Annotated in this window: 15 protein-coding genes; 2 read left to right on the top strand and 13 right to left on the bottom strand. The window is 56.1% G+C overall.

All coding sequences use genetic code 11. The features are described 5' to 3' along the window. Window positions 1–3: 3 nt before the first annotated feature. The 3 genes from ABJP42_RS03320 to ABJP42_RS03310 form a co-directional block, all read right to left on the bottom strand. Window positions 4–1,416 carry a trypsin-like peptidase domain-containing protein gene (locus tag ABJP42_RS03320; protein ID WP_348338465.1) on the bottom strand — a complete coding sequence of 471 codons (1,413 nt, stop codon included), beginning with the start codon at window positions 1,414–1,416 and terminating at the stop codon, window positions 4–6. A gap of 140 nt (window positions 1,417–1,556) precedes the next feature. Beyond that, a complete protein-coding gene (locus ABJP42_RS03315) occupies window positions 1,557–2,627 on the bottom strand; it encodes a 3-deoxy-7-phosphoheptulonate synthase (protein WP_348338464.1) in 1,071 nt (356 codons plus the stop codon). 416 nt (window positions 2,628–3,043) lie between these two features. After that, the gene (locus ABJP42_RS03310; protein WP_348338463.1) at window positions 3,044–3,739 is read right to left on the bottom strand and encodes a winged helix-turn-helix transcriptional regulator; all 696 of its coding nucleotides are present in this window, start codon (window positions 3,737–3,739) and stop codon (window positions 3,044–3,046) included. A 149-nt stretch (window positions 3,740–3,888) separates the two neighbouring features. Between ABJP42_RS03310 and mddA the strand changes: the two genes are divergently transcribed. Together mddA and ABJP42_RS03300 are read left to right on the top strand one after the other, a co-directional pair. Next, a complete protein-coding gene (mddA, locus tag ABJP42_RS03305) occupies window positions 3,889–4,626 on the top strand; it encodes a methanethiol S-methyltransferase (RefSeq protein ID WP_348338462.1) in 738 nt (245 codons plus the stop codon). Window position 4,627: 1 nt separating this feature from the next. Beyond that, the gene (locus tag ABJP42_RS03300; RefSeq protein WP_348338461.1) at window positions 4,628–5,236 is read left to right on the top strand and encodes an OsmC family protein; all 609 of its coding nucleotides are present in this window, start codon (window positions 4,628–4,630) and stop codon (window positions 5,234–5,236) included. Window positions 5,237–5,446: 210 nt separating this feature from the next. On the opposite strand, the gene ABJP42_RS03295 is transcribed toward ABJP42_RS03300, so the two are convergent. The 10 genes from ABJP42_RS03295 to ABJP42_RS03250 all read right to left on the bottom strand — a co-directional run bounded on the left by ABJP42_RS03295 (window position 5,447) and on the right by ABJP42_RS03250 (window position 12,394). After that, a complete protein-coding gene (locus tag ABJP42_RS03295; protein ID WP_348338491.1) occupies window positions 5,447–5,905 on the bottom strand; it encodes an Imm30 family immunity protein in 459 nt (152 codons plus the stop codon). Between the two features lie 168 nt (window positions 5,906–6,073). Beyond that, window positions 6,074–6,499, bottom strand: coding sequence for a 50S ribosomal protein L17 (gene rplQ / locus ABJP42_RS03290; protein WP_295451071.1), 426 nt, complete (start codon window positions 6,497–6,499; stop codon window positions 6,074–6,076). Between the two features lie 155 nt (window positions 6,500–6,654). Further along, window positions 6,655–7,671: a DNA-directed RNA polymerase subunit alpha gene (locus ABJP42_RS03285; protein ID WP_009810844.1), complete on the bottom strand. Its 1,017-nt coding sequence runs from the start codon at window positions 7,669–7,671 to the stop codon at window positions 6,655–6,657. 114 nt (window positions 7,672–7,785) lie between these two features. Further along, window positions 7,786–8,175, bottom strand: coding sequence for a 30S ribosomal protein S11 (gene rpsK, locus ABJP42_RS03280; protein WP_009810843.1), 390 nt, complete (start codon window positions 8,173–8,175; stop codon window positions 7,786–7,788). 15 nt (window positions 8,176–8,190) lie between these two features. Then, complete coding sequence (gene rpsM / locus ABJP42_RS03275) at window positions 8,191–8,559, bottom strand: 30S ribosomal protein S13 (protein WP_348338460.1); 369 nt, start codon at window positions 8,557–8,559, stop codon at window positions 8,191–8,193. Between the two features lie 243 nt (window positions 8,560–8,802). Further along, on the bottom strand, window positions 8,803–9,183 hold the full coding sequence (locus tag ABJP42_RS03270; protein WP_348338459.1) for a hypothetical protein: 381 nt from the start codon (window positions 9,181–9,183) through the stop codon (window positions 8,803–8,805). A 193-nt stretch (window positions 9,184–9,376) separates the two neighbouring features. Then, entirely contained in the window at window positions 9,377–9,955 is a 579-nt protein-coding gene (locus ABJP42_RS03265) for an adenylate kinase (protein WP_348338458.1), read from the bottom strand. Beyond that, entirely contained in the window at window positions 9,952–11,316 is a 1,365-nt protein-coding gene (gene secY / locus ABJP42_RS03260) for a preprotein translocase subunit SecY (protein ID WP_348338457.1), read from the bottom strand. The genes ABJP42_RS03265 and secY overlap by 4 nt, the downstream gene beginning before the upstream one ends. 110 nt (window positions 11,317–11,426) lie before the next feature. After that, window positions 11,427–11,897 carry a 50S ribosomal protein L15 gene (gene rplO, locus ABJP42_RS03255; protein ID WP_348338456.1) on the bottom strand — a complete coding sequence of 157 codons (471 nt, stop codon included), beginning with the start codon at window positions 11,895–11,897 and terminating at the stop codon, window positions 11,427–11,429. Window positions 11,898–12,184: 287 nt separating this feature from the next. Then, entirely contained in the window at window positions 12,185–12,394 is a 210-nt protein-coding gene (locus tag ABJP42_RS03250) for a DUF1127 domain-containing protein (protein ID WP_348338455.1), read from the bottom strand. Window positions 12,395–12,473 lie beyond the last annotated feature (79 nt).

Below are 12,473 nucleotides of genomic sequence, written 5' to 3'. Positions count from 1 at the left end.
GGTTCAGCGCCGCATATGCAGGCTGACCCGTTGACCACGGCGGTTCAGGTCAAAACGCAACCGGCGGCCTGCCTGCTCCAACAGGGTCGGCACATCTTCCGAGGCCGTAACCTCTGCGCCATTGATCGCCAGCAGAATGTCCCCCGCCTTCACCCCCGCGCGTGCCGCATAGGGACCGGGATCCAACACCGCGACGCCAGTGGCCGAAAGCGGCAACTGCAGGCGCACGATGGCAACCGGGTTGATCTGACCCACGGTCAACCCAGGCAAAACGCTATTCTCATTCAGCACCAGCGACTCTGCGGGTGGCTCATTGGGGGCGACAAACATCTCGACCACCAGGGTCTCGCGCTCTTCGCCGCGCAGCCGCGTCACCTGCGAAGTCCCATCCAGCCCCGCTACCGACATGCGAAACACCATCTCCGAGGGGGAGTTCACCACCTCGCCGTCCACTTCTGTAATCACATCACCAACCTCAAAACCGGCCTTGGCAAAGGGGCTTTGGGGATGCAGTTCAGAAATCACCATGCCCTCGGGCAGTTCCATCCCCAAAGAACCAGCCAGATCCGCATCCACAGGCTGACCGGCCATGCCGGCCCAGGGCCGCTGGAACCCCTCGGCCCCGGCGCGGGCCTGTTTGACAAATTCGCGCACCAAATTGGCCGGAATGGCAAAGCCGATCCCATTGGAGCCGCCAGAACGGCTGAGGATCCGGGTATTGATGCCAATCAGATCGCCATTCACATCGATCAACGCGCCGCCAGAGTTGCCCGGATTGATCGGCGCATCCGTCTGGATGTAATAGCCAAAGCCCTCGCCGGAGGCAGTCCCGCTGCGCGCCAGCCCCGAAACGATGCCGCTGCTGACGGTCTGGCCAACGCCAAAGGGATTGCCGATGGCCAGGGCCAGCTCGCCCACTTCGACCTCATCACTGTTGCGCAGGTTCAGGAATGGCAGGCCAGAGACCTCTTCCAGCTGCAGGATCGCCAGGTCGCTGGCCTGATCCGCCAATACAACGCGGGCCTCGTATTCGCGCTTATCCGTGGTTACCACCCGGATCTCGGTCGCCATGGCCACCACATGGTAGTTGGAGACGACAATGCCATCCTCAGAAAGGATCACCCCTGAGCCAAGCGAGCTTTCCACTCGCGGGCGCGGATTGGAAAAATTGCGGAAGAAATCGTCAAAGAAAGGGTCATTCATAAAGGGCGAGCGCTGCTGTTGTTGGCGCACGATCTTGGCATAGATATTCACCACCGCAGGCGCTGCCTGTTTGACCAAAGGCGCAAAGCCCAATGAGATTTCAGCCTGGGACTGCGGCACACGGGTCTCGGCAAAGGCCGGGCTGGTTGGCGGAACAAACAGGCTTAGCACCAAGGCAAAAGCGAAAGAGGCGGAACATACTGCGCGGATCATGATTTCTCCGAGGATTGGGTGCCTTCAGGATATGCGGAGACCGGGCAGAGATTGCAAGGATTCTGCTTGGACCTCCGACAAGCTTTGCAACAGCGCCGCCCCAAACTGTGACAGGACGGGACGGCGCAGTACCTTTGGTTCTAACCAGCCATTTGCGCAGGCAGCGCCCGGCGGACCTTTACCGCCTCGGCCAGTTTATGCAGCTCCACCACGGTGTCATCCCAGCCGATGCAGCCATCGGTGATCGACTGACCATAGGTGAGCTCCCCCTGTCCCAGATTCTGACGCCCGGCGACTAGATGGCTCTCTACCATCACCCCGGTGATGCGCTGCTCGCCTGCGCGCAGCTGGGTGCCGACATCCGCCAACACGAGGGGCTGCTTGGCCGGATCCTTGTCGCTGTTGGCATGGCTGGCATCGATCATCACATGGCCGCGAATGCCGTCCTGTTCGGCCTTCTGGCAGGCCGCATCCACAGACTCCGCGTCATAATTGGTACCGCCACCGCCCCGCAGGATGATATGGCAATCGGGATTGCCGCTGGTCGCTGCAATCGCCGCGCGGCCGTTTTTGGCTAGGGCCATGAAATGATGCGGATGCGCCGAGGAGCGCACCGCATCAATGGCGATCTGCACATTGCCACGGGTGCCGTTCTTGAACCCCACGGGGCAGCTGAGTCCCGAGGCCATCTCGCGGTGGATCTGGCTCTCGGTGGTGCGTGCGCCAATGGCGGCCCAGGCCATCAGATCCGACAGGTATTGTGGCACAGCGGTATCGAGGAACTCGGTGCCGACCGGCAGGCCCATCTGGTTGATATCGAGCAAGAGCCTGCGCGCCATCTCCAGCCCCTCGTTGATGCGGAAGGAGCCATCGAGCCTGGGGTCATTGACCAGCCCCTTCCAGCCGCTGATGGTGCGGGGCTTCTCGAAATAGACCCGCATCACCACTTCCAGCTCACCCGCCAATTCATCGCGCAGAGGCTTCAGCCGTTCGGCGTATTCAAGTGCGGCCTTGGTGTCGTGAATGGAGCAAGGCCCGACCACGACGATCAGGCGGTCATCTGCGCCGCGCAGCACTTTTTGAATATCGGCGCGGCTATCCAGAACTGTCTTGCTGGCCAGATCATTGCTGGGCAGTTTCGCCGCCAGTTCATCCGGCGAGATCAACTCCTGCATATCTGTGATGCGGAGGTTTTCGATTTGGGTGGTCATGGTCCTAAGGTTCCTTGCGGGAGGCCCCGGAGCGTGGCGGCGGATACAAAAAAACCGCCATCTGCTGAGGGCGGTTGGTGTGGTATCTGCTTTTGCGTGCCTATGTCATCTGCACGCCAAGACCCCTCCGTCCGCCTGTCGGCCCGGATAAAAATAAAACCAGATTGCTGCATAGGTTTGGGTCATGTCGGCGACGCTAGCGGAGATTCGGCGGGGTGTCATCAGGAAACTTAGTACTGATTTTCAAAACTGTGCTAGCCAAGCTTGGAGATCACTTCGACATAAGTACACGTCTGCTTTGAGCCCTTCTTGATCGATGCTGCGGCTTGCAGGAATGGCTGCTATGTCGTTTTTCGGGCTGCCAGCCAACAAAATTAGCGAGATGGGCGAGGGTTCTGCCTCCAATGATCAACATCTCAGGTGGCAGGTTTCACGCCGACCAAAGGCGACTGTGCCATCCAGTCCTGTGCGGAATTGACCAGATTTCTTGGCCCGTCCAAGAATACCGTTTTAGCCTCAACAGCCTCGCGCATAGTCATGTCCCCCAACCAAAGCGCAACGAGGTTCGCGAACGTGGCGGTGAGGTAGACGTCAACATCGTGGCCAGGATCCGTGGGGCACAGATCAACGGATGAACCATTCGCAATGACCCACCAAGAATTAAGATCGGTACGGTCAGATATCTGCACAAGAATTGCGGTTTCGCCATCCGGCAAGGCTTGGGTATTCAGTGTTCGATGAAAGTCCCACATGAACCCGCCAACATCACAATCCTGCGCTGCAATGCTGCGTTTGCGCCACCGCATTCCCCAAACCGCCATGGCTTCGACGATTGGCCCAAGCTCCCTGCCTGAGCGCGTCAGTTTGTAGTCAGCCGCTTGGCCAGTCGGAGCAGATTTGCGAATGATGATCTCCGCCGCTTCCAATGCTTTGAGCCGTTTGCTGAGTATCGAAGGAGACATGCGCGGGATCGCCTTTTGAAACCCGCCGAACCGCGTCGTGCCCAGAAATAATTCGCGCAACAATAGCAGGGTCCACTTGTCCCCTAGGATGTCGGCAGACGCCATCGCGGGGCACAAACTCCCCGAAGTGTTCTTTGTTTTGCTTTCCATTGACCGAGCATACGCCATACGAGGGTCTTGCGGCTACTACGGATTCTGTAGCGGTTTAGTACGGAATGAGAAGTATCCCCCAAATCGCGACACGCGCACCCTAGTCCCAAGTCCGAACTTGCGGGCGTTTCTTTTTAAGGGAGTTTGGCATGGGCCGCTCAATTACATTTATCTACGGCATCGCTGTTTACGTCATTTTCTTGGCGACGTTCCTCTATTCTATTGGATTTGCTGGCAATGTGCTGGTGCCCAAATCCATTGACTCCGGTGCGCAAGGGCCAATCGTTGCTTCGCTTGTGATCAACTTATCGCTGTTGAGTATCTTTGCGCTTCAACACAGCATCATGGCACGCCCTGCCTTCAAGCGCGTCTGGACCAAAGCTATTCCAAAAGCCGCCGAACGCAGCACCTACATATTGATGACATGCGTTGCTCTCATCCTAATTTTCGTTCTTTGGCAACCGCTTCCAACACCGGTGTGGGACGTCCGCAACACGGTCCTTGGCGCTGTTTTGATCGGACTGTTTTGGGTCGGCTGGCTGATCGTGCTGGCATCAACCTTTATGATCGATCACTTTGATCTGCTTGGCCTGAAGCAAATTCATGCACATCTGAAAAAACGCCAAGCAACGGAACCGGGGTTTGTGAAGATCGGGTTTTACCGGCTGGTTCGCCATCCCATTATGACGGGTTTTCTGATTGCCTTTTGGGCCGCGCCAACCATGACGGTGGGGCATTTGTTGTTCGCATTAGTGACCACAGGCTACATAGTCATTGCGGTTTTGCGCTTTGAGGAAAAGGACCTGATTGCCCAGATTGGGGATGACTACGTCACGTATCAGCGCGAGGTCCCCGCATTTATTCCCGGTATTGGGCGGGGGCAGTAAAATGACACTGGACCCAAAACACTTGCGCCACATTCAATCTTTTACAGAAGCAGAAACGCCCAGTATTCTCGACCGGCAACTGCCCTTGCGAAAGCACTACCATAGTACTCCCGACGCAGCATGGGTGCATGACCATGCCAGAACTGTTGATGCCCAAGTTCCCGCAGGTCATCCGCTCCATGCGCATGTGGTCTGCGGTGAGGGGATCCCGGTCGATCTGCCCGTGTCGGTCCACAAAGCTGTTGGAGGCGAAAGCGACTTTCCTTGCCCCGGCGAAATCCTTGCCGCTGCCTTGGCCAGCTGTCTTGATACGGCCATCCGCATGATTGCCAATCTCAAGGGGATCACGTTGAGCCACCTCGAAGTGACAGTCAGCTTTGGTGCGGATGTACGTGGAACCTTGATGACAGGCGACAATGTGCCCGTCGGGTTTCAAACCGCTCAATTGAAAGTCGATCTGCAAACAGAGGATGACCTGTCAAATCTCCACCTAAACGCGCTAGTCGACGCGGCGGAACGAAGTTGTGTCATTCTGCAAACACTGCGCGCTCCTCCCACAGTGGAAATTGAACGCCGTTTTGATGATCTGGTGAACCTGGGGGCGGCCTGAGAACTGGCTAGGAGATCCTCAACAGCGGACCTTAATACTTGTTAGTTGGATGGCAGCTTCGTCCGAATAGCAGACCTTAAAGGGTTTTCACAATCAGCTGTTTCATCAATTGCCAAAGCCTGGCTTTGGCAGCGCCCGAACTGCCCCTTCGGTTCGGACGCCTGCAGCTATAAGAATTCAAACAGGAATATGAGAAGAACAGAGGCTGAACTAGGTTTGTTGAAAACCCAAGTCTCGTGCCAGCTTGAGGCCATGCCCGGTGTCGAAACTCCGCTCCATCTCTTGTGCAGCCTGCTTTAACGCCGTGAGGCTTTCATCATCACCAAGCGACTTGGCCTCGACCAAGAAAAACTCATAACACTCACTCTTGTTGACAACCCTATGCACCAAAATCCCAAGCCATTCCTTCGAAGCTCGTTGTAACGCGCCAAGCCCACTAAGGAGTTCTCGAGAATAGGTCCCATGGTCAAAGTTCTCAATTGTATGCATGACCGAGAAGAAGGCTTCATCAAACAAGAAATCATCGCGAAACAGCGAAAGCAAAGGCTGGATTATGCGAGGCGAATTTGGCTCTGCCAAATCAGCCAAAATGTCTTCAAACGCCTTAATGCAGAAGTCTTCTCTGTCCAGCTCTAGTCTCAGCAGCTCTATGGATTTCGTTACATCCACCAAGTCTCAATTCCATCTATAGTGTCACTTCACCCTAGTTGAACTACCCTCACGCGCTATCATTTCTCTGATTTCCTACCAGGCTGGAGAAATAGACGCCTCTTTCCCAACAAAAAGCCCCCGCTCCAGTGGAGCGAGGGCCATACCGTCTAACGATGTCAGATGGTCTTATTCTGCGTCGTCTGCTTCGATTTCTGCAGCAACGCGGGCCTTGTCGGCGGCGCCTTTGGCAGCAACGTCCCGGTCGACGAATTCGATGATCGCCATAGGCGCCATGTCACCGTAGCGGAAGCCCGCTTTCAGGATGCGAACATAGCCGCCCTGACGGTCTTTGTAGCGTGGGCCAAGCACGTCAAACAGTTTGGAGACATACTGGTCTTCTTTGAGGCGCGCGTTGGCCTGACGACGGGCGTGCAGGTCGCCGCGCTTTGCCAGGGTGATCATCTTTTCGATGATGGGGCGCAATTCTTTTGCCTTGGGCAGAGTTGTTTTGATCTGCTCGTGCTCGATCAGCGAGCCAGCCATGTTTGCAAACAGGGCCTTACGGTGCTCATGAGTACGGTTCAGGCGGCGGTAACCACGTGCGTGACGCATTGTTGAATTCCTTCTTTCGCGTTTTTGCTTTGTCTGTCAGCCGATGCGTGTCAGCTGATCTCCTTGGGGCAGGTGCCCGGATCGTCCCCGCCAGTGCGGGCATTGATTAAGGGCAGACCAGGGCCTGCCCTTATATGCGGTGTGGTCAGAGGTTCTTAGAACGTGTCTTCGAACTTCTTGGCCAGATCTTCGATGTTGTCCGGTGGCCAGTCCTCGACGTCCATGCCGAGGTGCAGACCCATGCCAGACAGCACTTCTTTGATCTCGTTCAGCGACTTGCGGCCAAAGTTTGGCGTGCGCAGCATTTCTGCTTCGGTCTTCTGGATCAGATCGCCGATGTAAACGATGTTGTCGTTCTTCAGGCAGTTTGCCGAACGCACAGACAGTTCCAGCTCGTCCACTTTCTTCAACAGAAGCGGGTTGAACTCGAGACCATCGTCTTCGTCCTGACGGTTGGCCGACTCGGGCTCCTCGAAGTTGACGAAGATCGACAGCTGGTCCTGCAGGATGCGTGCGGCATAGGCCAGCGCATCATCTGGGGTCACGGAACCGTCTGTTTCGATTTTCAAAGTCAGCTTGTCATAGTCCAGCACCTGGCCCTCACGGGTAGGCTGCACGTCATAGGAGACCTTTTTCACCGGCGAATAGATTGCATCGATTGGGATCAGACCAATGGGTGCATCTTCTGGCTTGTTCTTATCGGCAGAGACATAGCCCTTGCCGGTATTCACGGTGAGTTCCATGAACAGATCAGCGCCATCATCCAGGTGGCAGATCACGTGCTCGCGGTTCAGAACCTCGATGCCCGCACTTTCAGAGATGTCACCAGCGGTGACAACAGCTGGACCCTTGGCATTGATCGACAGGCGCTTGGGGCCTTCGACTTCCATGCGCAGGGAAACACCCTTGAGGTTCAGGATGATGTCGGTGACATCTTCGCGCACACCGGCAACGCTGGAGAATTCGTGCAGAACGTTGTCGATCTGTACGGAAGTGATCGCAGCGCCCTGCAGCGAGCTCATAAGAACACGACGCAATGCGTTGCCAAGCGTCAGGCCAAAGCCGCGCTCAAGTGGTTCGGCAATAATAGTTGCCTGACGTGCGGGATCGTTACCCGGCTTTGCTTCAAGCTGTGTTGGCTTGATCAGCTCTGCCCAATTTTTATGGATCATGCAGTCCCTCCATTCCTGTCTGTACCTCATGTCCGAAGGTGCAGACGCCCGAGGTTTAAAATGACGGACTGGGGCCCAGCAAACAAGCGGGGCCCCAGCGTAAGTCTTGACGTCTTAAACGCGACGACGCTTTGGCGGACGACAGCCGTTGTGCGCCATTGGGGTTACGTCGCGGATCGAGGTGATGTTGAAACCGATTGCGGCCAGAGCGCGCAGGGCAGATTCACGACCGCCACCGGGGCCCTGAACTTCAACTTCAAGAGTTTTAACACCGTGATCCTGGGCTTTTTTGCCCGCATCTTCGGCTGCCATCTGAGCTGCATAAGGAGTCGACTTACGCGAGCCCTTGAAGCCCATGGAACCCGCAGAGGACCATGCAATTGCGTTACCCTGAACGTCAGAGATCAGGATTTTGGTGTTGTTGAACGAGGAGTTCACATGCGCCACACCAGTGGCGATGTTCTTACGCTCTTTTTTCTTTGTACGAGTCTTATCGCGTGCCATTGATCAAACCCTCCCTTACTTCTTCTTACCAGCAATGGCCTTTGCAGGACCTTTGCGAGTGCGAGCGTTGGTGTGGGTACGCTGACCGCGAACGGGCAGGTTACGACGATGGCGCAGGCCGCGGTAGCAACCAAGGTCCATCAAGCGTTTGATGTTCATCTGAACTTCACGACGCAGATCACCTTCGACGGTGAAGTTTGCATCGATGTACTCACGGATGGACAGTACTTCGGCGTCGGACAATTCGTTAACGCGACGAGCCGCGTCAATGCCTACGGCTTCGCAGATTGCGGCAGCCGAGGTGTTTCCGATTCCGGTGATATATGTGAGGGCGATAGGCACCCGCTTAGCAGCGGGGATGTTTACGCCGGCAATACGTGCCACGTGTCACTTTCCTTTTCGTTGCGGTTCCGTAGCTCCAGAACCTTTTTTCACAACGCTTGACCTTGGCCATTCAGCCCTACAGCCCAGCATTTTGAGGTGGTCATGTAGACAAAAGAATCCGCCCACATGGAATCATCCCGCGAAGGGATGGGCTTGCGTATGAGGATTTCAACAGAGCGTCAACCCGTCATTGGGTTAACAGGCGGTTTTTCCTCAAAGCATGGGCTTTTCAGGCAATTGGCCTCATCGGTTGCAGTTGTAAAAGCGCAGTGGCTCATCTTCACCCAGGAAAATAGTCACCTCGCCGGGGCTATAGGGGTCCAGCAGGATCGAAAACAGCTGTGGCATGATATAGGGGCCAGGTTCTTCGCAATATCCGACATGGGTTGTGACCTTTGCTTCGCTCCAGTCAAACTTCAGCGCCGGCTCAAAACTGCAGTTATATTCGATTGAGCCATATCCGGTTTCATCCAGAAACATGCCGCCTTGGCTCGCAAAATCGAGATCCCCATCCGGGTTGGCGGCGATCATTGCGCAGCCTTCCAGATCATTGACGTAAATATCGTTGGACAGGGCTGCCTGGGTCGAGGCGATCACCAAAAAGCTGGCAAATAGAACGCGCATTCAGAATTCCTCAAATTTTGGATCCCTACCTAGATACCTCCCGTTCTCCGCTGAGCTTCCTGTTTTTGCACATACTGCCGCTGGTTGCGACCTGGTCGTGACCTACTCGCAACATCTGCGACAGAGGCCCAAACAAAAATGGGAAGGCCAAAAGCCCTCCCATCTTCAAAATCACATGCAGATCAGAGCGAGGCTAGCCCAGAACCTCGGCAATCTCGGCCTGGACCTCTTCCATAGACTGCAGACCGTCTACGGATTTGAGCTCCCCTTTGGCGTAGTAATAGCCAATCAGCGGCGAGGTTTTCTTGTAATACTCGGTCAGGCGGATGCGCACCGAAACTTCATTGTCATCCGCGCGCACCGGCTTGCCTGCGGCACGGGCCTCTTCGGCCCGATTGACGATCCGCTTGACCAGAACCTCATCATTGACCTGCAGTTCGACAACCGCATCCAGCTTGAGACCGGTTTCGGCCAACAAAGCCGCCAGAGCATCAGCCTGCCCCAGCGTGCGGGGAAAGCCATCAAAGATGAAGCCGCCTTCGGCACCCTCGGCGATCTTTTCCCGGATCAGACCAATCACGATCTCATCGGTCACCAATTCGCCCCGGGCGATGACTTCCGCCACCTTCTTGCCCATCTCCGAGCCATTGGCCTGCGCTTCGCGCAGCATGTCACCTGTGCTGAGCTGGGTCATGTTGCGGGTCTCGACCAGATAGCTGGCCTGGGTTCCCTTGCCCGCACCGGGCGGTCCCAAAAGAATGATATTGGTCATCGACGCGACGGCCCCCGTTTTGCACGCTTCTTGTTGCGCCCACGCAGCTGGCTCTTCTCGATGAGCCCCTCATACTGATGCGCCAGAAGATGGCTTTGCGCCTGCTGAATGGTATCCATGGTCACGGAGACCACAATCAGAACCGAGGTGCCGCCAAAATAGACCGGGAAGGCAAACTGACCGCGTAGAACTTCGGGCAGCAGGCAGACCAGCGCCAGATAGAAGGAGCCGAGCACCAGAATGCGGTTCACCACATATTCGATGTATTCAGCGGTTTTCTTGCCGGGACGGATGCCTGGCACAAACCCATTCTGGTTCTTCAGGTTATCCGCCACATCCTCGGGCTTGAAAGCCACGTTGAAGGTGTAGAAATAGGCAAAGAACACGATCATCGAGGTAAAGAACAACAGGTAGAGCGGCTGACCGGGGCCAAAGTTGGCCAAGAGCCAGGACATCACCGGACCATTGGTTGCCCCAGAGGAGAAGGCAGAAATCGTGGTTGGCAGCAGCAGAAGCGAGCTGGCAAAGATCGCCGGGATAACGCCTGCGGGGTTCACTTTAACCGGCAGATGCGATGAGCCACCATCATAGACCTTCATGCCAACCTGACGACGGGGATACTGGATGTGGATCTTGCGCAGCGCACGCTCCATGAAGACCACAAACATGATCACTGCGATCACCATCAGGATCACACCGATGATCACTGCAGGGCTGATGGCACCGGAACGACCGGAGGCAAAGAACTGCGCAATAGAGGCCGGAACCTCGGCAATGATGCCAACAAAGATGATCAGCGAAATACCGTTACCCAGACCACGCTGGGTGATTTGCTCACCCAACCACATCAGGAACATGGTGCCACCCACCAGGGTGATCATGCAGGCCATGCGGAAATACATGCCCGGCTCGGTTGCCAGATCACCGGCTTCCAGAGACACAGCAAGGCCGTAGGCCTGGGCCGTCGCCAGCGCCACGGTGCCGTAGCGGGTGTACTGGTTGATTTTCTTGCGGCCCTGTTCGCCCTCTTTTTTGAGCTGTTCAAGCGCCGGGACCATCGAGGTCAGCAACTGGACAATGATCGAGGCCGAAATATAGGGCATGATCCCGAGGGCAAAGATGCCCATACGGCCAAGTGCGCCACCGGTGAACATCGACACCATGCCGCCAATGCCCTGCCCCGCCGCTTCCATAAAGTTCTGAAGGGCGGCTGAATCGATGCCAGGAACCGGAATAAAGGTGCCGAGGCGGTAAACGATCAAAAGGCCAAGCGTAAACAAGATGCGATTGCGCAGATCCGTGGCTTTGCCAAGTGCGGACCAGCTGGTGTTCGCTGCCATTTGTTCTGCTGCTGATACCATGAAATGGGTCTCTTTTTGCGAAAACGCCGCCCGGAGCCCTTTTCCGGCTCGGACGGCGTACTGGAAAACTGATGACCTATGTAAGCGGCATTTCCGCCGCTCACAAGGTGTTACTCAGCTGCGGCTGCTGTTGCCACGGTCAATGCGCCACCGGCCTTTGCAACTGCTTCAACAGCAGCGGCAGATGCGCCTGTGACGGTGATGTTGGCTTTTGCGGTGAGCTCACCTTTGGCCAGAACGCGAACGCCGTCTTTTTTGCGGCGGATCAGACCGGAAGCCACCAGGGTGTCTTCGGTGATCGAGGCTGCGTCCAGCTTGCCCAGGTCGATGAATTTCTGGATCAGGCCCAGGTTCACAACAGCAAATGCCTTGCGGTTTGGCTTGTTGAAGCCACGCTTTGGCAGACGCTGGTACAATGGCATCTGACCACCTTCGTAGCCATTGATCGAAACACCCGAGCGGGATTTCTGACCTTTGATACCACGGCCACCCATTTTACCCTTGCCGGAGCCGGGACCACGGGCAACGCGCATGCGTTTTTTGGAGGCGCCTGGATTGTCGCTGAGTTCGTGAAGTTTCATTTCGCTTCTCCTTCGCCGGATGTGATCCCAGAAGCGTAAACAGGATCAACCACGGCATGTCTTTAGATATATGATTCCATGACCCCAAGAGGCCACCGCAGGCATATAGCCGCCCAGCCCGAGTGGATCAAGCCCCAAGCGGCGTCAGGCAGGACAACTTAACGTTGGCCTGCCTTTTTGCCCCGTCCCTTGGGTATCCCCAGCACCCTGAAAAGACAAACGCCCCTGCAGATGCAGAGGCGCTTGATCGACCCAAAACCGAGGGAGGAGGGCTCTGATTGGTCGAATTACAGATGGTAGACGTGTTTGCGGGCGATATCCGCGATATCGCAGCGGCGCACACCGATATCTGCCAATTCACGGTTGGTGAGCCGGGACAGCTGCGCATAGGTGCGTTTGTACTCGCGGTTCATGGCCCAATTGGATGCCACCCGCGTCGCAAAGGCGCGCAGACGGAGGATCGGGCTGAAGTCGATGCTGTTTTGAACAAATGCCAATTTGGTATTCCTTATCTCCGGCCGGGACCCATTTCCCCGCCCTTTTCAAACCTGTTTAGGTGTCTCTGAAATAAAGGAT

Source organism: Pseudophaeobacter sp. (genome assembly GCF_039971195.1).
GTDB lineage: Bacteria > Pseudomonadota > Alphaproteobacteria > Rhodobacterales > Rhodobacteraceae > Pseudophaeobacter.
The sequence above is the reverse complement of the archived record's forward strand: the minus strand, read 5'-3'. Positions and strand labels throughout refer to the sequence as shown.